This window comes from Spirochaetota bacterium (assembly GCA_004297825.1).
In the GTDB taxonomy this organism is placed as follows: domain Bacteria; phylum Spirochaetota; class UBA4802; order UBA4802; family UBA5368; genus FW300-bin19.
This window is the reverse complement of sequence record SCSX01000090.1, coordinates 45,053-67,357: the sequence shown is the minus strand read 5'-3', so window position 1 is coordinate 67,357 and position 22,305 is coordinate 45,053. Positions and strand designations below refer to the sequence as shown.

The window sequence follows — 22,305 nt, the reverse complement described above, 5'->3', positions numbered from 1 at the left end:
GTTTGATATGCATCGAGCCGGGAATTATTTTGTACTTGTTGCAGGATCGCTGATTTTCGCGGCGCTCACCGCGTGCAGCACCACGCCCGTCTGTATGACGGCCTCGACCACGCCGCTTACGGGCAAGGTCATCAGCGAGAATCTGGGAATGACCGAGGGGACCGACGGCGCGTGGACGGTGCTCTGGGTCATGCCGGGAGAGCCGGATCTGGACATAGCGATCCGGGAGGCGCTCAAACGTAAAGGCGGGGATGCGCTGATAAACGTGCGCTGCTACGAAACCTCGTGGACTGCCATACTGTTCGGCGTGAGCACGGTGCGTGTCGTGGGCGAGGCCGTGAAGCTCGCGCCGGCGGGTGAAAAAGATGAGAAGAAAAACCCGTACTGAAAAGCGAACCAGCGGGATGCGCGGCGCCGTTGTCGCGTTGTGCGCCATTGGATTATTCACCTTCGCGGGGTGCCTGTCAATCTCCACTCATCCGCGCGGGGCGGAGCCGAGCGCGCGCCCTATGGAGGACCGGCCCTATGAGATAGTGGGCCAATCCGAAGGCGAATCCAGCAGCTTCCGCCTGTTCTGGATTTTTCCCGTGACCCCGTCTCTCGACCTGAACAGGGCGGTGGAAGAGGCGATCATCGCGAAGGGCGGGGATAACCTTATAGGCGTCACCTGGTCCGTCGAGCGGCAGGTGTGGATAGTCGGCACGCTCATCGGGGTACACGTGAAGGGGCAGGTGATCCGCTACAAGGATTAGGGGCGGGATATAGTTATATATGCATAACTATGCATTGGAAGGCATAACTATGCCGGATTCGCCTCGCCGGACAGGGATCGGACAATACCACCAGGAGACAGACCATGATTAAGACGCTTGGCGCAGCCGCCTGCATGCTCCTCCTGGGAGCGGCCTTCTCCTTGGGCTGCGGGAAGGCCTCAATGTATGCCGAGTTCGAGAAAGTGCTCGCCGACCAGCTCGCGGCGCAGGAGCGCTACATGGAGGATATCGTCAACGTCGTCACCCCGCAGGACCTGGCCCGCGTGATCGACGGCCTTGCCGCGCAGATAGAGGTGATCGCTCCCCGGCTTAGCGAGCTCTACAAGAAGTACCCCGCGCTTAAGAGTGAGGAGAAAAAGATGCCGCCGTCCGTCGAGGCGATCCGGAAAAGGATCGAGGCTAATGCGGCGCAGATGGGGCACCTGGGCGAAACGGTCAACGCGCGGTTGAAAATCATGGTAAACGATCCCGCGGTGAAAAAATCCTTCGAGCGGCTGAACGAGGCGTTGATGCTGATGGAATGACGGGGACCCCCCCGTTTAAAAGCGCCTGGTACCTCCGATACGCGTATCGGCCCCCATTCCCCTGAAATATTATTTAACGGCAGGCCGACCGATCATCCGGCCTCCGGTGGGATCGCGGCTGCTGCTTTTTCGCACGGGCGCGGAAATTCGGGAATAATCGCCCAAAAAATATTTGACATGTAAGACAATAATACAATATGCTATCCTGTAGCAGTTGATACCATGTGCGGAGGTGCGTCATGGCGGACAGGATCGCCGTAATTGACGGGTGCAGGACACCATTCCAGCGGTCGGGGACCGGATTCAGCGATTTGATGGCGTGGGACGTCGGCCGGTTCGCCATCCAGGGGGTCCTCGCGAAGAGCGGGGTCCCGGCGAAGGAGATCAACCATGTGATCATGGGAATAGTCATGACCGACGTCGCGACCACGAACGTTGCGCGCGAGGCGATGCTCGGGGCGGGGCTTTCCGATACCATACCCGCGCACACCTGCACGGTCGCGTGCATCTCGGCGAACATGGCGATCACCAACGCGGCCGCCATGATCGAGACCGGCAACGCTGACACGGTGATCGCGGGCGGGATAGAGAGCCTTTCCGACGTGACCATCAAAGTATCGAAGCCCTACCGGAAATTCATCCTTGACCTGAGCATGTACAAAAAGCCCAAGGGCCTGATCGGAAAGCTCAAGCTTCTCAAGGGCATGAAGCTGCGCGACTTCGTCACGCCGGAGCAGCCCAAGGTGGGGGAATACTCCACGGGGCTCACCATGGGCGCGACCGCCGAGCGGCTCGCCAAGAAGATGGGGATCTCGCGCGAGGAGCAGGACCGGTACGCGGCCCGCTCGCACCAGCGCGCCGTCGATGCGGCGAAGAGCGGCAGGGCGAGGAAGGAAATCATTCCCGTGGTGGTGCCGGGGACGGCCAGGGCCGTCGTGACGGACAACGGGCCGCGCGCCGACGCGACCGCGGAGAAGCTCGGGAAGCTCAAACCGGTGTTCGACCGGAATAACGGATCGGTAACCGCGGGCAATTCGTCCTTCCTCACCGACGGGGCGTCGGCCGTAATACTCATGCGCGAAAGCAGGGCGAAGGCCCTGGGACTGAAGCCCCTGGCCTTCATCAAAAGCTACGCCTATACGTCGGGAGACCTGTGGGACGAACTGCTGCTGGGTCCCGCCTACGCGATACCCAAGGCGCTCGACATGGCCGGGGTCGCGTTCAAGGATGTGGGCGTGTTCGAGATTCACGAGGCATTCGCCTCCCAGATGCTGGGCGTGATGCGCTGCCTCGATTCTGACTCCTTCGCGAAGGATCGGTTGGGCAAGAGCGGGAAGGTGGGCGAGGCCGACATGGCGAAGATGAATATTTTCGGCGGCTCGCTTTCGCTGGGGCATCCCTTCGGGGCGACGGGGGGACGGCTCGTCACTACGTGCTGCAACAGGCTCCGGGACGAGGGCGTGCAGTTCGGACTCATCGCCGGGTGCGGCGCGGGCGCCATCGGGGGCGCCATACTTCTTGAGAACGCGGGCTGAGGGAGGAAGGCGCGATGAAACACATATCATTCGAGGTTACGCCGGACCAGGTGGCGGTCATTACCATAAACTGCCAGGGGACGAAGGTAAACAAGGTGTCGAGCGAGCTCCTGACGGAGATAGACTCGATGCTGACGGAGATAGAATCGAACAAGGCGCTCAGGGGCGTCGTCGTCATGAGCGGCAAGAGCGATAACTTCGTGGTGGGCGCGGATATAGACGAGGTGAAGGCCGCATCGACGAAGGAGGCCGCGGAGGATTACCTTTCCAGGGGGCACGCGGTCCTGAACAGGCTTGCCGCCCTTCGCATCCCCAAGGTGGCGGCTATTCACGGAAACTGCCTGGGCGGGGGGCTCGAGCTCGCGCTCATTGCGGATTACCGCATCGCTTCGGATTCTACGCAGACGCAGATGGGACTGCCGGAGGTGCAGATAGGGCTTCTGCCCGCGGCGGGTGGTACGCACCGGCTGCCGCGGCTTATCGGGCTTCGCGCCGCGATGCCGCTCATGCTCACGGGAAAGAGCATAAGGGTGAAAAAGGCGAAGCAGTTGGGGCTGGTCGACAAGGTGGTCATCCCGTACGGAATGCGCGAGGTCGCGATCACGATTGCGCTCGATCTTGCGAAGAAAAAATTCAAACGGAAGAGAAAGCGCTCGTTCGTGGACGCGTTCCTCGAGTCTTCATTCGGGAGGGGCGTTGTCTTCACGCAGGCGACGAAGATGGTCATGAAGCAGACGCACGGCCTCTACCCGGCGCCGCTGTCGATAATCGAGTCGGTGCGCCGCGGCTACAAGGTGGGCGTTGTCAAGGGCATGACCGAGGACGTAAAGCGATTCGGTGCGCTCGCGGTGAGCCCGCAGGCGAAGGCGCTCATGACGCTCTTTTTCAATATGACCGATATGAAAAAGAATCCCTCCAGTGAAAAACCCCGGCCCGTCGGCAAGCTCGCGGTCATGGGCGCGGGACTCATGGGACAAGGTATCGCCGCGGTCTCGCTCGGGCTCTCGGACACTGTTCTCCTTAAAGATGTGAGCGTGGACGCGGCGGCCGCCGGCATGAAGCAGATCCACAGGGGAATTCAGAAGCGCGTGAAAAGCGGCGCGCTCAGGCGCTTCGACGGCGAGGCGCTGTACGGCAAGGTGGTCCCCTGCGACGACTACTCGATGTTCAAAAATACCGGAATGGTAATCGAGGCGGTGTTCGAGGACCTGGGACTCAAGCAGCGCGTCCTGGCCGACGTGGAGGCCGCGACCGGTGATTCGTGCATATTCGCGTCGAACACCTCGGCGCTGCCGATAGGCGCGATCGCGGAAAAGGCGGCGCGTCCGCAGAACGTTATTGGCATGCATTACTTCAGCCCCGTGCCGCAGATGCCGCTCCTCGAGATCATCACCACCCCGAAGACGGCCGAGTGGGTCGTGTCCACGGCGCGCGACTATGGCACGAAACAGGGAAAGACCTGCATCGTGGTGAAGGACGGACCCGGCTTCTACACAACGCGCATTCTCGCCCCGCTTCTTAATGAGGCGGTGGTCCTGGTCGAGGAGGGCGCCGACATCCACGACATCGACCGGGCGATGCACCTGTTCGGCTATCCCGTGGGACCCATCACGCTTATCGACGAGGTGGGGATCGACGTGGGCGCGCACGTGTCGAAGGGACTGGGAGAGGCGTTTGCCTCGCGCGGAATGAAATCCTCCAGCGCGCTCCCCGCGCTCCTCGAAAAAGGTTACAAGGGCAAGAAGAACAAGAAGGGCTTCTATCGGTATGACGTTCCCAAGAAAAAGGGCGTTCGCGCATCGGACCCCGATATCTATCGCCTCGTGGGGAACGCGCCCAGAAAGAAATTCGATTTCGCCGAGATTCAGCAGCGTGTGAGCCTCATGATGGTGAACGAGGCGGCGCTCTGCCTGCAGGAGGGCATTATCGCGGGGCCGCGCGACGGCGACGTGGGTGCCATCCTGGGGCTGGGATTTCCGCCGTTCCGCGGGGGTCCCTTCCGCCATGTTGACAGTGCGGGCGCGGGCGAGATCGTGCGGATCATGAACGGTTACCAGGAACGGCTGGGGGCGCGCTTCGCACCCGCGAAAATCCTGGAGGACATGGCGGGGCAGAACAAAAAGTTTTATCCGTAGATTCAGGGACGCAGGAGGCGCTTCTCCCTGGGCATGGAAAGCCTCAGGGTGAGGCGGCCCTCCCCGCCCCAGTCCGCGCGGATCATCCCCCCGTGAAGCATGATGACGCGCTGGGCGTTCGCCAGGTCGAAGTTCAGACGCTGCCCGGAGGCCGAGTAGAACGGGTTGAAAAGAAACGGGATGTTCTCTTTTATAAGCTTCGTCGCTATGTCTATCGAAAAAATGATCTCGAGCGTGTTTACGTGCAGGTGGATCGACACCGTATCATCGCCGTTCGAAAGAACGACGGCCTGCCTGACCAGGCTTTTAAACGCGGTCTTGAGCAGGGTCATGTCGACGTAAATGAGGTACTCGCCCGGTTCGACCGTGGGCGCCTCGACGCGCACCCCGGTGCGGGCGCCAAGCCGCTTCGCGAATGAGATGGATTCCCTGAGCACCCGCAGCACGTTTTCCTTCCGGAAGTGCATCTCCCTGGTATCGGTATATCGTTCCACCTTGCCCACGAGCGCGAGCAGCCTTTCCGCGTCCTCTTTAATGTAGGTGAGATATTTCCTGTGCTCCTCCGTCGGTGTGCTGTCGGCCTCTATCTTCCTGAGCAGCAGGTTTGCGTACCCTCCAATGGAAACGATGGGGTTCCTTACCTCGTGCGCGACGCTCTCGGCAATCTGGCGCAGATTTTCCATCTGGATGGTATAATTTTTCCTCACCTGCGCCATGAGCTGCTTTTCCTTGGTGTGCAGGCGCCACAGACGGGTAATGTCCCGGAGCAGCACATAGACGCGCCTGCCGCGCGCGGGAGCGGTTTCGGTGCGCGTGAACGCGGATACGAGAAGGCGCGCCTCGCGGTTCCTGCGGCGGTAGGTTATCTCGTGGTTGGTATAATCGGCGCCGCTCCCGGCCACCTCCTCGAGAAACGCGCAGAAGGGGCGGTTGGTTTCGGCCAGCAGGGTGTCGATACAGGCGCGTGCGGCGTGAAGGGCCTTGCTGCCCAGGATTTTCCCGGCCGCCCTGTTCGCCAATATCACGGTGCGCTCCTCGTCCAGTACGAGGACCCCCTCGTCCATACGGTTGATGAGGGCGGTGAAATTGTTCGGAAACAGTTTGTTCCGCATAGGTAGCTCACACCATACGCCGCGCGGCCGCATATTGCAAAATATTTTCGGCGGGGGGCGTCGATTTTCTTATTGACGAACGGCCGCGCGAAAAGATCATCCCTGTACATTCAGGATCAGGACGGCGGCGACAGGGGTGGCGTATGGCACGGGTACTTTCGGGAATACAGCCCTCGGGCACGCTTCACATAGGCAACTACTTCGCCATGATGAAGCGCATGATCGAGTTCCAGGCGGAGCACGAGCTTTTCTGCTTTATCGTAAATTACCACGCCCTCACGACCACGAACGACGCCGCCGCGCTCAGGAAGAATACCATCGACGCGGCGCTCGATTTCCTCACGTTGGGACTGGACCCCGCGCGCTCCCATTTCTGGGTGCAGTCGGACATCCCCGAGGTGACCGAGCTCACGTGGATACTCTCGTGCCATACCTCGATGGGGCTCCTCGAGCGCAGCCACAGCTACAAGGACAAGCTCGCGCGCGGCCTGACGCCGATCGCGGGGCTCTTCACCTACCCGGTGCTCATGGCCGCCGATATATTGCTTTTCCAGGCGCAGGTGGTCCCTGTGGGGAAGGACCAGAAACAGCACGTCGAGATCACGCGCGACATCGCGATCCGGTTCAATAACACGTTCGGCGACACCTTCACGGTGCCCGAGCCCCTCATAGAAGAGGATATCGCCGTCATCCCGGGTACCGACGGGCAGAAGATGTCCAAGAGCTACGGGAATACCATCAATATCTTCGAGGACGAAAAGTCGCTTAAGAAGAAGGTGATGAGCATCGTGACCGATTCGACCCCGGTCGAGGCGCCCAAGAACCCCGATACCTGCAACGTGTTCGCGCTCTACAGGCTCTTTGCGGACAGGGAACGCACCGAGGCGATGCGCGCCCGATACCTCCAGGGCGGAACGGGATACGGCGAGGTGAAGAAGGAGCTCCTGGGGCTCATATGGGAATACTTCGCGCCCTATCGCGCCGAGCGCGCGCGCCTCGCCAAGGATCCGGGTGAGGTTCTCGCGATACTTGCGAAGGGCGCGGAAAAAACGAGGGCAGTCGCCGTTCCCACGATCGAGGACGTCAGGCGAAGGGTAGGGATTGCGTATAACGCAGGCTGAGGCCGCCCCGCAGCCTGCCCGGCGCGGGACCGTGCGTTACGGATCCGTCACTTCCCGGGATTCAGCTTTCCTTCCTTCACGGCCTTGACGATGCGCTTGAAGGAATCCATTATGGAACCGGTCGCGAGCGAGGTGAAGACGAGCGCGACCGCCGCGGGGACCGCGAGCGCGACGGGCCACATCCACCACGGGGCGTGGGTCCCCCGATGCGCGAATTCCCAGGCGATTCCCGCCGTCGCGAAGAGCACGATGAGCGCCGTTGCAATGTTGCCGCCTATCATCCTTCGCTTCACCGTGACGCGGCTCAGGCGTGTCCGGTCGAAAAAGAAAAGAGCGTAAAAGGCGAGCGCGACCAGGAGCATTCCCGCCCCCGCGCCCATCAATCCCAGTGGCAAGTGGAGACCCGCACCGTCCCCGTGGGACTCCAGGAGCGCTGCCTGCTCGGGATGGTTGCCTAGCCAGCTCACGGTCCCGCTTTCCAGGTCATAAATCGCGCCGACGACACGGAGCTTTCCTTCCTTCACGCGCTCCTTGACGGCGTGGCTGCGCGCAAGCAGGTCATGCATGGATTGCCACACGTTCATCTCGATTCCTGCGGAGAGAAGCTCGTTTGAAAACGTGTCCCCGAACCGGGCTTTTGCCTTGATCGCCGCGGGGACGATATTGTCAACGAGCTGCGGGATGCTCCCGTGCACCTCCTCGCCCTTGAGCACCGCGGTCACGGCGCCGCATTTACTGTGACCGAGCACCACCAGGAGCGGCGTGCCCAGGTGGTCGGCACCGTATTCCGCCGAGCCGATTTCATCGGTATCGCTCACGTTGCCCGCGACCCTTACCACGAACAGCTCCCCGATGCCGGCATCGAAAATGTGCTCCAGCGGCACGCGCGAGTCCGAACAGCCGATGATCGTGACGAACGGATGCTGGCCTTTCTGCGCGACCTCGACGCGGCGCGCGGGCCCCTGCACGGGATTTTTACGCTTGTCCCGCTGGAATCGGGCGTTACCGTCCTTGAGACGCTGGAGCGCCTCGTCGGGGGTCATCGAGGGCGTTTCCACGCCGGCCGCGCGGAGAGGACCCGACGGGGCAGGGAGGAACACGCACAGAGCAATCACGGATATGATGATGGGCTTGAGATTCATTTACAGCCTCCTTTGCCGCCGGTAGGCGGCGGTTCGAACCTACCTGTTCTTCCGGATTATGCCCTTTATTTCCTCGAACCGCTCCTCGGTGAGGTCGTAGCGACTGAAGGGAATCAGGCTCGCGATAAGTGTGATCGCGGGGAAGAGACAGAAGGCGACGCGAATACCCAGCACCGCGCTTTCCGGCTGGACATCGCCCCCCTGGAAGCCCGAGAACGAAAGCGCGAATCCCATGATGCCCGGTCCTATGGAGTAAGCCATCTTCTGGCCCGACGCCCACGCCCCGGCGAAGATGCCCTCGCGCCGCAGGCCGGATTTCATTTCGTCGTACTCGATGGTGTCGGGCAGCATGGAGAAGGGGAAGAGCTGGAAGCTCGAAAAACCGATTCCCAGCACGAAGATCTGCGCATATAAAAGGTAGAGGTCCCCGGGGCCCGTGAAAAAGGTGGATGCGAGCATGACCGAGATGAGGCAGATGCCGATCCTGTAGGCGCGGATCTTGCCCAGCCTTACGCCGATCTTCACCCACACGGGGATGAAGACGATCGCGGTGCCGAATAGAATGGGGAAGATGATCCCCATCGCGGTTTCGGGCATGAGCATGACGTGTTTGATGAAGTAGATCATGCCCGCCATGAGCACGCCGATGCCGATAGACTGCATAGCATAGCTCGCCACGAGCATGAGGAACGGGAAGTTCTGGAGCGCGACGCGGACCTGTTCCCTGATGGGCGGCATGCGGTCTCCCGCGGGCCGAGACCTCGCCTTCTTCGTTCCCCAGAAACACGCGAGCGTGATCAGGGCGATCGCTGCGCCAAAGAGCGCCCCCATGAACGCGAAGCCTTTGGCGCCGCCGCCCCCCGCCTGGACGAGCGGCATCGCGAGCCCGCCGGCCAGCAATACGCCCACGGACGAGCTTATCATGCGAAACGAGGTTATAGACATGCGTTCGTTGTAGTCGTCGGACATCTCCGCGACCATGCTGGAATAGGGCACGTTTATGAGCGCGAAGGCCGTGCAGCCGAGCGCGAACATGAGCCCGGTGTGGAGCGCGTTGGCCGCGCCCGATTCGTAACCCGGGGCGAGGAAGATGAGAAAGAAGGTGAGCCCAAAGGGCAGCGCGCCGAACAACAGGAAGGGGCGCCGGCGTCCCCAGCGCGAGCGCGTCACGTCCGATATGCCCCCCATGATCGGGTCGGCGATGACGTCCCAGAGCTTGGGGAAGAAGAGCACGATCCCGGCGACCGCGGGTTCGATATGCAGGATGTTCGTGAGGAAGAATAACAGGTAGAACCCGGACGCCACGATGAAGATATTGCTCGCGATGTCCCCGATGCCGTACCCGAGCTTGGTGCCGAACGAGACCCTTTCCGCTGCCAGGGTCCGCCCGTTCGACTGGGAGGTTTCCTTCATTATTTCCCGCCTTTGCCTGCGTAGTAGGCGGGAATGCCGAATGGTCCGTGCGCCCCGCCCCGCTCAGCATCGCACGCATCGGCGCGTGTGTCAATGCGCGAAAATCTATGCAGGCGAATCAGACGCTGCGTTCCAGTATCTCGCCGGCAAGGCGCTCCGGCGTGGAGCCGCGCCGGAGCGCCTCCGCCTCGAGAAACGGGCGGAAGCTGAGGACCGCGCACGTGGTGAGATAATCCCAGTCCGCCGCCCGGGAAGCATCCCGCGCCGCGGGACGGAGCCAGCGGAAGGTTCCGCAGCGCCTGCACTGGTAGAGGAGGCCGGCAGGGGAGCTCGCGACAGGGTTCATCTGCGCCCCCGCCTCCCCCGGCTTCATCCCGAGGCAGAGATCGCAGCCGAAGGTTTTTTTCGACGCGATGTAGTCCCGCCCCATGGCGTGAACGATCTCGTCCTCGCCCAGGCCCGACGCGGCGGATTCCGATTTAAGCCATTCGGGGAAGCTCGCCCTGATGTTTTCCGGGGCACACTGCGCGGCGGACGCGTTTCCCCGCGGGTCAACCTCGACGATAACGTGCCCGCCGCACGTGCCGCACGCGACGAGCACCTTTCCGGTCTCCCTGTTGATAGAAACGATTTCGCGGCCCCGCGCCATGGGCCGGGGCCACGGCGCGCCCGGCACGATATCGCCGCAGTCGCAGGGGCGGTACGGAGCCGCCACCTACTTCTCCTCTTTCTCGATCACGATGAACTTGTGGGTTCCCCCGCGCGAGATCAGGAAGAGAAGCTTCTTCTTCTCCTTGAGCGTCTCCACCGCGTCCGCGTATGATTTTGCGGTATCTATGGGCGCGCGCTCGATCTCCTTGATAATGTCGCCCGCGATGAGTCCCGCGCGGTCGGCCGGTGAGCCGCGCTTAACCTGCGTGATCATGACGCCCCGCTTCTCGGTCGAGCGGAACTTGTAGGCGAGATCCTCGTCGATCTCCCTCACCGTGATGCCGATCTCGTCGCCGTTTTCCTGGCTTTCGCTCTCGGCGACGGGGGTCTTGTCGGGCAGGGTGCCCACGGTGAGATTGACAGCCTGGTCCTTCGCGTCGCGGTAGACGGAAAGCTTCACGGTCGCCCCCGGTTTTTTCCCGGCGATGAGCCTGCGCAGGTGATTGATGTCGCGGATTTTTATCCCGTCGACCGAGGTGATGATGTCGCCCTTGCGGATGCCGCTGCCCTCGGCGGGGGCGCCCTTCATGATGTCGGAGACGAGCGCGCCGCCCTCGCCCTTGTACTTGAACGAATCGGCCATGTCCTTCGTCACGTCCTGGATGAACACCCCAAGCCAGCCGCGCACCACCTTGCCCTTCGTGATTAGTTCGCTCAGGATTTCCTTTATCATGCTGGTGGGGATCGCGAAGCCGATTCCCATGTAGCCGCCGGTCTTGGAGAATATGGCGGTGTTTATGCCCACGAGGTTTCCGTCGATGTTGATGAGCGCCCCGCCGGAGTTGCCGGGGTTGATCGCGGCGTCGGTCTGGATGAAGTTTTCGTAGTCGGCCAGGCCCACGCTCTGGCGGCCCGTCGCGCTCACGATTCCCATCGTGACCGTGTGCGTGAACCCGAACGGGTTCCCGATCGCGATGACCACCTCTCCCACCTCGAGCTTGTCGGAGTCGCCCAATTGAATTACGGGAAGGTCGGCCGGGACCGCGCCGTCGATCTTGATGATCGCGATGTCGGTCGCGGGGTCCGTCCCCATCACGGAGCAGGGAAATTCACGCCGGTCGGAGAGCGTGATCTTGATCGCCCTCGTATCCTTGATCACGTGATAGTTCGTGATGATGTACCCGCGCTTGTCGACGATGACGCCGCTGCCGGAGGCCCTGGGTTCCACGGGCGGCTTGAAGGGGAATTTTTTTTCCTGGCGCCCCTGGTTGTCGTATTCGTAGACGTCGTTGTGGGGCGCTTCCTTCAGGGCCGAAATGTTCACCACCATGGGAACGGCCTTTTTGGTAATCTCGATGATCTGGTCGTTGAATTTCTTAAGCGCCTGGTCGTTTTTATCCGCGGCCGAGGCCGGGATGAACCCAAGAGCGGCCGCGAAGCAGACCGCGGCGACGAGGTATTTTTTTGACATTGAAGCATCTCCTTGGAGTGCATGTGCAATTTCCCGCGCGATGGGGCGCCGCGGGCGCGATTCCTTCCGGTGCCGGGCAGTTATTGAGCCACGCGCGTCCCGCGTTCGCGCGAAAGAGCGCTCCGTAATAAGCGCTCCCTGATGCAATTATTGCCCGGGGTCCGCGAGAACTTCAACTACATTTTCCGGGGTCCGATACGACCCCGGCGTATCGGACCCTCCACCGCAGATATACACATTATCCAGAAGTTAAAAAACGCCCCCCATACCCCACGGTGGGGGGCGAACGGCATTCCCGGAGACCGGAAACCGCTTCCCCAACAGGAAACGCGGCAGTGAATTCTGCCGCGTTTTTTCCCGCCCGCCGATACGCTGGTCCGGGGACTATTCTTTTTTATCGGCCCCCTCGTCTTTCTTCCCCGCCTTTTCGGGCTCCGCCTGGTCCGCGGCGATCTGGCTCAGGAGCGAGTCGAACGAGTAGGTGAGCGCGAAGGCGAGCGACACCGGCGTGCTGCCGTCGTTGCCCGAGAGCGACTGCGCGGTCGCGTTGCCCGATACGAACTCCGGGCCCCTCACGAAGAGGTCCACGTTCGCGAGCCAGTCGAGCCGGAGGTTGCCGTATTTGTACGAGAGCCCCAGGTTGAGCTTCGTGGTGGCCGAGTCGTCGCCGTTGATCGTCCGCGTAATGTCCGAGGCCGTCGAATCGTGCGCGCTGGAGTCCTCGCTCGTCGCCGGGTTGTAGATTATGTGCGAGAAGCCGAAGCGCAGGCTCCACCCTTCCGAAAGCCTGGTCTCCAGTCCCAGGAGTATGGGAATGGAAAACGCCGAGGCCTTGTTGGTGTACGTGCTGTCGGACGACGGCGCCACCGTCTGCGTGCCGGTGAAACTGTAATCCATCGCCAGGTAGTTAACGTTCATGCCGATATAGGCCATGAAGTCGCCTGTGAGCCGCATCTCGTCCGCCACACCGAAATTAATTTCCATGCCGGTTCGGCCGTAGGTGTCGCTCGCGTTCACCGGCCCCGCGCCGGTGATGACGTCACTGCCCTTTGTCGAGCGGTTGAGGGAGGTGAACCCGGCCTGGATGTGGAGCTTCTGCATCCTGGTCGCCTGCCAGTTATAGCGCATGGTTCCCCCGATGTCCATGGCCCCGTCCGATTCGTAGCTCATGGTCCTGGCGGACGCCGCGGCCGTCATGTCGTACGTGTTGGCGAGGTCGTACATCGTGAAGCCCAGGACCGTGTCCAGGGTCATCCGTTCGTTGATCCGGAACAGCACGGAAAGTCCCACGTTGTACTGGGTGCTCGAGAACTGGTACTCGTCCTTTTGCGTGCCCGTGGTATTGTCGTAGGTTTCGCCGTTCCATGCCGTGGCGTATCCCAGGCTGAAACCGAGCGTCCAGCGCGAGAACTCGTACGAGAGCAGCGCGATCACGTCCTTGTTCGCCAGGAACTTCCGGTAGGGGGTCGCCCCCGCCCCGTTGCCGTCGGGATCGTCGAGGTCGAGGATCGTGGGGCCGGGTTTCACGAGCGTGGGATTCATGAGCGATCGGGGCGTGTAGTTACCCATGTAATAAAGTCCCGCCGCGCCCGTGGTGTTCCAGGTGCCGTCATCCGCGGCGAGCCCGCTAAAGACGCCCAGGGTCAGTTTTTTCGCGGGGTTCCAGATGAAGCCACCCACGTTGTCGCCCGCGTTCGCGCCGATCCTCTCGAAGAAGATGGTGTTCCTGAACTGTCCCAGGTAGCTCGGGTTCGCGTAGATGTAGCTCTGCAGGCCGTCCACCATCCAGGGATGATCGGCGAGTCCCAGTCCCGAATCGAGCGTAATGGTCGCATGCGCCGGTGCGGCGGCCAACGCGAGTATGCACCCGGCCGCGATGAGCGCCGTAATTAATCGTGTTCTCATGAGATTCCTCCTTGATCGACGAGTCTTGTTCCCCGGGTGCGTCGTGCGGCGAGCGTGTGTTGGCTTCATCGTCATGCCTTCCTAGTCGAACCGGTATCCCGCGCACAGATATGCGCCCAGCGAGGACGAGCCCGTTTTTTCGAAATAATACAGGTATTGCGTTTCCAGACCCACCGCGTATCGGCCCCCGAACGTTTTCCAGATTCCCGCGCCGGCGCCCACGGTAAAGTCGAGCGAGGAGCGTTCGACTGAATCGGTTTCCCGCGCGATGACGGACCGCACGAGGGTCAATCCCGCCGCGGCGCGAAGCTGGATATCGAGCGACGAAACGGGGGTGAATACCAGTGCGAGCGAGGGCAGGGCGCTGATATACGTTATGCCGCCCGCGTTCTCTTTGTCTTTAAGCGGCGCGAAATCGAGTTCGAAGCCCACGGCGAGCGGGTCTCCGGGTTCCCGGCCCTGGATGAAGGCCCTGAACGAATACCCGGGATCGAGCACGCCTCCAATATCGCCTAACGCACGGAAATAGCCGCCGCCCGCGCTCACGAGCATCGTTGCCGCCCTCTCCTCGTCGCGGGGCTTTTCCCCGCCGGCGACCTTGGTGCCCTCGTCTCGTTTTTCCACGCCGCCGAACGCGGCGTCCTGCGCACGGGCGATCGCCGGCAAAAAGAGCGCCGCGCCGATAATTACGAGCGTCAGGAGGAACTTATAAGGGATGGTGTCTGGTCCGGACATATTCCTACCAGTTCATCGAAGATTTCGAGTCGTAGGTGAGAGTTCCGAACTGGTTATACACGGTAATCGTCCTGTTCGCCCGCCCTATGCCCTGGATGTTGATCTTGATCGCCTTCCAGTAGCGGTCCGACGGGGCCCCCGACGGGAAGTTGATCTCGCGCGCCATTCCCTGCGAGTCGTACACGCGCATGGTAATGGGCGAATAACCCCAACTTCCGCCGTTGGCGGACCAGCGGTGTACGGTGTAGGTGTACACGCCATATACGTACTGGTTGCCGCCGTACCGGAAGAGATTGATCGCTTCCGGGCCGAAATAGGTGGTGTCGTCCTGCACCAGGCTGGACGTCGACTGTGTGCCGGTCAGGTCGCCCATGGCTCCGGCGATGTATGCGCCGGTGTTCTCGTTGAAGGATTTACTGTTGCTCCAGTATATGTGGAACCTGTTGTTCGGCGCGCCGTCCACGGATACGGTCTTGTTCGTGGGGCCCACCAGGTGCAGGTCAAGGTCGCTCGGGTCCGTGGGCGAACTCGTTCTGCCTCCCCAGAGGAGGATTACGCGCACCTGCGGCTCGTCCAGGACCTCGCACATCGCCTGGCTTCCCAGGTTGAAGTTGCCGGCCACCGTCGCGTTGTCCGCGGTGAGATCGAAATAGCGGTTCATGGTGATCGTGATCGAATACGTTCCGGGATCGAGCGTGGACGATTCGAACTTTCCCCTGTGGACATATCCCGGGGGATCGCCCGCGGGGTAGGTGTTCGGTTCGGGGTCCGTGGTTGAGCTCGAACTCGTGAGGGTCTCCACGATCGTGTTATCCCAGCGGCGAATCACCACCGTCGCGCCCGCGATGCGGTGCCCGTCGTTCGCGTCAACCACGGTGCCCGTGATTATCCCCTGCGCCGCCGAGGTCGAGACCAGGAAGACGGAGCCCACGTCGGTGACCGCGCCCGCGCTTACCGTGATATTGTTCTTGATTGCCGCGTTGAAACCGCCCGCCGACACGCTCGCGTAATAGGCGCTGGTGCCGATGGGTGCGTTGCCGAAGGTAAAAATGCCGTTTGCATCCGTCAAAGCGCTCGATACGATGGAGTCGTCGGAAACGCGCTTGAGCGTCACGAGCGCGCCCGCAATCCCCGTGCCCCCGCTCGAATTCTTAACCTTTCCCGTCACGCCCCCGGTGACATAAATCCCGTTGGAGGCGTCGCCAAAGCCGGACCAGTTTCCCGCCGCGTCGCGGACCTTCGCGCGCGCGAAATACTGCGCCCCGTTAGCGGGGTTGACGATGTAATTGAAGTTATGCGCGTTCCCCACGGATATCCCGTCATCGCCGCCGTACACCGGCGCGGTGAACGACGGGTTTGTCGAGACCTGGACCTTCGCTTCGACCGTGCCGGCGGGGTTCGTCCAGCTGAACTCCAGCCTCAGGTCGCCGTCGTAGTCGCCCGCGTCCCATGTAACGGGGGCCGATGGAGCAGAAAGGTCGACGGTCCACTCGTAATTCGTCGCACCTGCCTCGCTCTGCCAGTTGCCCGCGAGGTCCCTTCCAATCACGTAAATCCGGTGCGTCGCCTCCGATATACCGGGGATAGAGATCAGCGTGGCCGTGGATATCTGGCTGCTCCAGGATTCATTGTCGAGCTTGTACTTGTAGGCAACCACCCCCGGTCCGCCCACGGTAATGGAGATCGCGGTCTCGCGTGTGGGATCCGACGGCTGCCCGGAAAGGACCCCCGCAGGCGCCGTACGGTCGATCGTCCACGTCCAGGTCGTGGCGTTTAGCTCGGCCTGCTCGGAGCCCGAGTCCTTGCGCCCGCGCACGTAGAGCGTGTGCGCGCTCTCCGCGAGCCCGGTATAATATATGGAGGTCGCGATATCGGTCCACGCGAGCGTCCATTCGCCACCGTCAAGCTTGTACTTGTACTTGGTGATCCCGGAACCTCCCACGTCGATGTCTATCGACGTCGACTGCGTCCAGGTCGAGGGCGTGTTCGAGAGCAGCGCCGTAGGCGCGGAGAAGTTTATGGTCCACAGGTGCGCGGTCGGCGCGCCAACAGGCTGCCAGTTGCCCGCACCGTCCCTGGCGATAACCTCAATGGTGTGATTCGTTTCCGCGAGGCCGGTGCGTGCGATGGGCTGAGCCGTCGTGCGCTCCGCGCTCCAGGCTTCCAGGTCGATCCGGTACTTGTAGGCCGTCACGCCGGTTCCGCCCACGATAATGCCGGTAGAGGTGCTGTTCGTGGGGTCATTGGGCAGGTTCGAGAGCTCCGCCTCGGGGGGTGTGATGTCCACGGACCAGGAGTATGCAGTCGCGTCCGCGATCGCCTGCCAGTTGCCCGCGGTGTCCTTCGCGATCACGAAAAGGGTGTGCGCCCCCTCCGTTATACCGGGCACCGCAATGTGGGCCGCCGCGGAAAATTCCTCGCTCCATACCCCGCCCTCGTCTATCTTGAACTTATACGACACGACATCGCTGCCATTCGCGAGGACGTCGATCGCATCGTCGGAGGTCGGATTCGCGGGCGTCCCGGAGAGCAGGGCCGCGGGCGCGTCGAGGTCTATCGTCCAGGCGAACGCCGTGGCGCTTTGCGCGTCCTGTTCGTTGCCGGCGGCGTCCACGCCGACCACGCGGAGCGTGTGAGCGCCCCCCTCTATACCGTTAAGCGAAATAGGATTGGCGATCGCGATCCGTCCCGACCACAGGCCGCTGTCGAGCTTGTAGCGGTACTGCACGACGCCGCCCGCGCCCGAGACGGCGATGTGCACGCCCTGGTCGCTCGTGGGATTCTCGGGGAGCGACAGGAGCGTCACCGCCGCGGGGGCGGTCGTATCCACCGTCCACGTGTACGCCGTCGCGTCCGCGTCGTCCTGCCAGGTGAAGGGCGGTATCGCCCTGCGCCCGCAGACGTACAGGGTGTGTTCGCCGTCGGCGAGCGCGGCGAGCGAGATGAGCTCGGTGATGCTGGCCTGTGCGGACCAACCGCCCGCGTCCAGCCTGTACTTGTACGCGTTGATCCCCGTTCCGCTTACGGTAACCAGGGCCGCATTTTCGCTCGTGTAGCCGGATGGGAGCCCGGACAGCTGCGCGGCGATCCCGGCGCTGTCCACGGTCCACGAGAAGGTCGTCGCCGCCGCCTCGTCCTGCCAGTTGCCGGCCTCGTCCCGCGCGATCACGTACAGCGTGTGCGCGGCGTCCGCCAGCCCGTCGAGCGCGATGTGCACGGTGGAAGCGGTCTCGTCGCTCCACAGGGGATCCGAGTCCAGCCTGTATCGGTACCCGATGACCTGGGCGCCGCCCACGATGATTTCGGCGGAGGGGCTGTCGGTGAAATTCTCCGGCAGGTTGAAAAGATCCGCGACTGGCGCGGCCGTGTCCACGGTCCAGCCAAACACGGTCGGCTGCGCGATCTCCTGCCATTCGCCGCCCGCCGCGTCGTCCTTGCCGATTATCCTGATCGTGTGGTACCCGTCCGAAAGGCCGTTAAGCGATATCGGAATGCCCGCCGCGGTTTCGCCGGACCACGCGCCGCCGTCCAGGCTGAACTGGTAGGCGATGATCCCGGCGCCCTCGACATGGATGTCCGTCGCGGCGGAATTCGTGTGCGCGGGCGGGGTCCCGGTCAGCTCGGCGACGATGGAACCCTTTCCCGTGAACTGCGAGAGCAGGTTTGCAATCGCGTTGCGTTCCGTGTCGGCGACGTTTTGGACCAGCATCGTGTACTGCTTGCCGTTCAGCATGCGGTGTTCCGTGTCCCCGGCGACGTCGAGCATCACCGTCTTGCCGTCGGCCGCCAGGGCCGCCCCGGTGATCTCGATGCGGTTTGGTCCCTGCACGTAATAATTGGTTATCTGCTCCGCGCTCGTCCTGTCCAGCGCCTCGGAAAACTCCACGTCGATGCGGGTGCGCGAAAGCGCCGTCACCGCGGCGATCGCCGGGGACTCGGTGTCGGGCGTGGGCCCCGTGGTGTCCTCCACGTAGCGTTCCTTCTGGTACTGGTTGAAGGCGTCGCCGCTGCAGCCCCCCAGGAGGGAGGCGGCGAGGAGGAAGACGGCGGTATTTTTCATCGCGTGCATTGCGTACCTTCTCTCTAGTAGCGGCGGACCTTGAGATCGTCGATCAGAATGTTGTTCCCCACGTCGCCCGCGGAAACGGCGCGTATGCGCAGATTCACGACTGCGCGCAATTCGGGCGCCGAAAGGTCGATGTCGTGCGTAATCCATGCCGGCGAGCCCGCGCAATACGCGTCGAAGCGCAGGATCGCCGAGTCCGTTACGTACTGGAAGCCGTTCCCGGTATCGGCCCAGAAATCGATACGGTCCTGCGCGTTGTACATGTTTTCATGAACCATCTGGAACGAGAGCACATAGATACCCGGCGCGCTCATGTCAACGGGAGTAACGGTTTCGAGATACGTCGAATCACCCGGCTGCCACTCGAGCGTCGCCGCGCGGGCCATGAAGCCTCCCTCGGCAGGATCCTTGCGGGGATTGTTGCTGGAATAGGCCTGGTTCCACGCACGGCCGCCCAAGGGCACATTAATAAGCGCGGTAAAGAACGGATCCGCGTAGGATTCGAAAGTCTCGGCCAGGATCGGGGTGGTATCCGTCTCGCTTCCCGTCGTAAAATCGAGCACGCCGTCCGCGAGGACGGGTACGCCGTCCAGTGGATTTCCGGCTGTATCGGCAAAGCCCGAGAGCGTCACCGTGTGATCCGTGTTTTCATCCAAGGTGCCCGATACGGCGAAGCTCACCGTGCGGTTTCCCTCGGACCACACGCCCGCGCCCAGCGAAACTCCGGCGGTTCCCGCGAGCACGGCGCTTCCCGCCGCCGGGTTCATCTGATCGTTGAACCTGATCACGATGCGCGGTATGTTCCTGTTCACCAGGAGGCTTCCCTCCGCGGGGATCGTGGACTTCACCTGGGGTGCGGTCCCGTCCGCGGCGGTGGTGAAGTTCAGTCTGCCGTTGCCCAGGTAGGGCGTACCGTTGAGCAGATTTCCCACGACGTCGGCGAACGAGCCTCCCCAGTACGAGAGGTACACCTCGTATTCCGTGTTCGTGGCAAGTTCGCCAATGATCGGGAAAACCGCGCGCGTATAACCGTTTTCCCATGCCGGGGTGCCCAGGCTTCCCGTTACCTGCCCGCCCGTGCGGTTCATCAATATCGCCCGGCCCTTATCAGGATCCATGGCTTCGCTGAATTCGATCGTGATTTCGGGCAGGTTACGTGAGACTCCACCCGCGCCCTCGGCGGGTACGGTGAGGCTCGTCGTCGGAGGCGTGGAATCGTCGGTCGTGGTGAAATTCCAACTGAGCTGCACGAGCTGGTTCTGGTTCACGGACGTGTCCCGTATGGCGTTCGTAAGCGTGACCGTGTAGACCGTGTTCACCGCGAGGCTCGCGTTCGGGTCCAGCGTCGCGGTTCTCGTCGCCGGGTCGTAGACGACCAGGGCCGGAACCGCCGTGACGCCTTGGCGCAGGTAAAACGAGGTACCGCTCACACCGGAAACAGGCTCGTCGAATGTCACGACGACGTTCGCGCTCGTGCGCACGCCGTTGTAATCCGCCTCGGGCGAGCGTGAGCTCCACATCGGCGGGGCGCTGTCCGCCTGGGTCGTGAAGTTCCACGAAGTCTGGACGAACATGTTGTCGGCCACGTCCTTAATGGCGTTGGTAAGCGTCACCGTGTACTGGGTGTTTTCCTGGAGCGGTTCGTTCGGATCGAGGGTCGCGGTAAGGATTAAATCGTCATAACTTACCCCCGCATTTACCTGCATCCCGTCCGAAGTCTTGACCAGTGTGAAGCTCGTGCCGCTTACGTTTCGAACAGCCTCGTTAAAGGTAACGGTGATGGAATCTTCCAGCGGCACCGCGTCCGCCGGCGGCTCCGGGTATTTGGAATCGATACCGGGCGCCGTGATATCGGCGCGCTGGCCGGTGGTGAAGTTCCACGAGAACGGGACAAGCGCGTTGCCTGTCGTGTCCTTGATGCCCGCGGTAAGCATCACCGTGTACCCGGTGGTTTCGGCAAGATCGTCCCTGGGGTCCAGCACCGCCCTGAATGTACCGGCGTCGTAGGTGATATCCGCGGGAACGGGCTCCCCGTCGCTCACACGCACCAGGGTAAAGGTCGAATCGCTCACGCCGGTCACCGGTTCGGAAAAGGTGACCTCAACGGTCGCGTTGGTGCCCACGTCTACCGCGTCCGTTCCCGGGTTCCGGTCGGTCAGGGACGGGGGCGTCTGGTCGCCGGTCGTGAAATTCCACGTGAGGGGCGCGTTGAGCAGCACGTTTCCGGTCAGGTCGGTGATCGCCCCGGTGAGGGTCACCGTGTACTGCGTGAGCTCGGCGAGCGTGTTCTTGGGTGCCAGTGATGCCTTCTTTTCGGCGTCGTTATACGAAATGGTCGCTTCAACCGGCTGCGCGTCGCTGGTCCGTACGAGCGTGAACGATACCGTGCTCACACCCACGACCGATTCGTTGAATTTCGCGTACACCGGTGTATCGAGCGGGACGTCCGCGGTTTCGGGATAGCGCTCCGTGTCGAAGGGCTGCGCGGTGTCCTGGCTCGCGCCGGTGGTGAAGCCCCAGCTTGTCTGCGCAAGCTGGTTGTGATTAATGGAAGTGTCGCGTATCAGGTCGCTCAGGTAGATCGTGTATCCGGTACTCGGGTCAAGGTCGCTTTCCGGGTCCAGCGTGGCGCTGAAGGTGACCGGGTTGTATGATACGATTGTGCTTATCGGCGCGTTATCCGCCGTTCTCCGGAGCACGAAACTCGCGTTGGTGACGTTCATCACCTGTTCGCTGAAGCTCACAGTGATCACCGTGTTCGTGCCCATGCCCGAGTCGCCCTCGTCCGGGGCGCGCGCGTTTACGAAGGGAATGGTCCTGTCTTCGGTGAGGAACGACCATTGCACGGGGGCGCCCGTCAAAATATTTCCCGCCGTGTCCCTCACGGCCGCCGACAGCCCGGCGGTGTAGTTCGTGTTTTCCTCGAGATCGACGGTCGGGTTGAGCGTCGCCGTGAGGGTCTGCGGGTCGTACGACACCGTCGCGCTTACGGGAAACCCGCCCCCCTCGCGGGTGAGGGTAAAGCTCGCATCGTTCACCGCGCTCACCGCCTCGCTAAACCTGACGGTCACGTCGGTGCCCACCCAGGTATTCTGCGCGGCCGCATCGGGATTCTTTTCGACCACCGCGGGATTTGTAAGATCGGGCGCGGGGCCGGTGGTGAACACCCAGACCACGGGCGCGCCGTCAAGGGCGCTCCCCTCCACGTCCCTGACGCCACCCGTCACGGTCGCCACGTAATGGGAATCGGGTTCAAGGTCCGCGTCCGGATCGAGCGTCGCGGTCCGGGCTGCCTCGTCATAATTCACATGGGACTGCGTGTCGCTCGCCGCACCCAGCTTTTTCAGGGTGAAGGCGCCCCCGGTGTTGTTGATGCCGGTCACCGGTTCGCTGAAGCTGACCGAAATATTGGTGTTGAGCGGAACATCGGTCGCGTTTTCGTCCGGCACGCGAAGATTAAGGACGGGCGGGGTCGCCCGGGGCGCGTCCGGGACGGCCGTGCAGGACGCGGCGGCCAGGGCGATCGCCCACGCGCCCAGAACAGCCTTTAGTCTTGATTTCGTGTCCTTCTTCATAATCTACGTTCTGCCGAAATCGTTTCCTTTATCCAAAAAGGGATTTCCAGATAACCATAACAATATACCATCTATCGGCAGAATTAGCAAACAAAAAAAGCCCGTTTGGGTTTTTTATTTAAAAATTTTCGTTCTCTAATTTAAACT

The 22,305-nt window shown here is 62.1% G+C and carries 15 protein-coding genes; 6 read left to right on the top strand and 9 right to left on the bottom strand.

The genetic code is table 11. The annotated features are described in order from the left end of the window. The first annotated feature begins 7 nt into the window (after window positions 1-7). The 5 genes from EPN93_20380 (at window position 8) to EPN93_20360 (ending at window position 4,967) form a co-directional block, all read left to right on the top strand. The gene (locus tag EPN93_20380) at window positions 8-388 is read left to right on the top strand and encodes a hypothetical protein (GenBank protein ID TAL30183.1); all 381 of its coding nucleotides are present in this window, start codon (window positions 8-10) and stop codon (window positions 386-388) included. Continuing rightward, window positions 366-752, top strand: coding sequence for a hypothetical protein (locus tag EPN93_20375; protein ID TAL30182.1), 387 nt, complete (start codon window positions 366-368; stop codon window positions 750-752). The genes EPN93_20380 and EPN93_20375 overlap by 23 nt, the downstream gene beginning before the upstream one ends. Window positions 753-856: 104 nt before the next feature. After that, window positions 857-1,297 (top strand): hypothetical protein, encoded by a 441-nt coding sequence (locus tag EPN93_20370; protein ID TAL30181.1) that lies wholly within the window; start codon window positions 857-859, stop codon window positions 1,295-1,297. Between the two features lie 239 nt (window positions 1,298-1,536). After that, window positions 1,537-2,832: an acetyl-CoA C-acyltransferase gene (locus EPN93_20365; protein ID TAL30180.1), complete on the top strand. Its 1,296-nt coding sequence runs from the start codon at window positions 1,537-1,539 to the stop codon at window positions 2,830-2,832. Window positions 2,833-2,846: 14 nt separating this feature from the next. After that, a complete protein-coding gene (locus tag EPN93_20360; GenBank protein ID TAL30179.1) occupies window positions 2,847-4,967 on the top strand; it encodes a fatty acid oxidation complex subunit alpha FadJ in 2,121 nt (706 codons plus the stop codon). A gap of 2 nt (window positions 4,968-4,969) precedes the next feature. Here EPN93_20360 and EPN93_20355 read toward each other — a convergent pair whose 3' ends face one another. Next, a complete protein-coding gene (locus EPN93_20355) occupies window positions 4,970-6,112 on the bottom strand; it encodes a PAS domain-containing protein (protein TAL30178.1) in 1,143 nt (380 codons plus the stop codon). Window positions 6,113-6,222: 110 nt separating this feature from the next. On the opposite strand from EPN93_20355, the gene trpS reads away from it, so the two are divergent. After that, the gene (trpS, locus tag EPN93_20350) at window positions 6,223-7,200 is read left to right on the top strand and encodes a tryptophan--tRNA ligase (GenBank protein TAL30177.1); all 978 of its coding nucleotides are present in this window, start codon (window positions 6,223-6,225) and stop codon (window positions 7,198-7,200) included. A 47-nt stretch (window positions 7,201-7,247) separates the two neighbouring features. On the opposite strand, the gene EPN93_20345 is transcribed toward trpS, so the two are convergent. The 8 genes from EPN93_20345 to EPN93_20310 form a co-directional block, all read right to left on the bottom strand. Continuing rightward, window positions 7,248-8,342 carry a carbonic anhydrase gene (locus EPN93_20345; protein TAL30176.1) on the bottom strand — a complete coding sequence of 365 codons (1,095 nt, stop codon included), beginning with the start codon at window positions 8,340-8,342 and terminating at the stop codon, window positions 7,248-7,250. 39 nt (window positions 8,343-8,381) lie between these two features. Further along, on the bottom strand, window positions 8,382-9,755 hold the full coding sequence (locus tag EPN93_20340) for an MFS transporter (GenBank protein TAL30175.1): 1,374 nt from the start codon (window positions 9,753-9,755) through the stop codon (window positions 8,382-8,384). A 118-nt stretch (window positions 9,756-9,873) separates the two neighbouring features. Beyond that, the gene (locus EPN93_20335) at window positions 9,874-10,470 is read right to left on the bottom strand and encodes a hypothetical protein (GenBank protein TAL30174.1); all 597 of its coding nucleotides are present in this window, start codon (window positions 10,468-10,470) and stop codon (window positions 9,874-9,876) included. After that, window positions 10,471-11,877 (bottom strand): Do family serine endopeptidase, encoded by a 1,407-nt coding sequence (locus EPN93_20330; GenBank protein ID TAL30173.1) that lies wholly within the window; start codon window positions 11,875-11,877, stop codon window positions 10,471-10,473. Window positions 11,878-12,261: 384 nt separating this feature from the next. After that, window positions 12,262-13,782, bottom strand: a complete 1,521-nt coding sequence (locus tag EPN93_20325; protein ID TAL30172.1) for a hypothetical protein — start codon at window positions 13,780-13,782, stop codon at window positions 12,262-12,264. 81 nt (window positions 13,783-13,863) lie between these two features. Beyond that, window positions 13,864-14,334, bottom strand: coding sequence for a hypothetical protein (locus tag EPN93_20320; GenBank protein TAL30171.1), 471 nt, complete (start codon window positions 14,332-14,334; stop codon window positions 13,864-13,866). Between the two features lie 187 nt (window positions 14,335-14,521). After that, a complete protein-coding gene (locus EPN93_20315) occupies window positions 14,522-18,733 on the bottom strand; it encodes a carboxypeptidase regulatory-like domain-containing protein (GenBank protein TAL30170.1) in 4,212 nt (1,403 codons plus the stop codon). Continuing rightward, on the bottom strand, window positions 18,601-22,158 hold the full coding sequence (locus EPN93_20310; GenBank protein ID TAL30169.1) for a hypothetical protein: 3,558 nt from the start codon (window positions 22,156-22,158) through the stop codon (window positions 18,601-18,603). Before EPN93_20310 ends, EPN93_20315 begins: the two co-directional genes overlap by 133 nt. Window positions 22,159-22,305 lie beyond the last annotated feature (147 nt).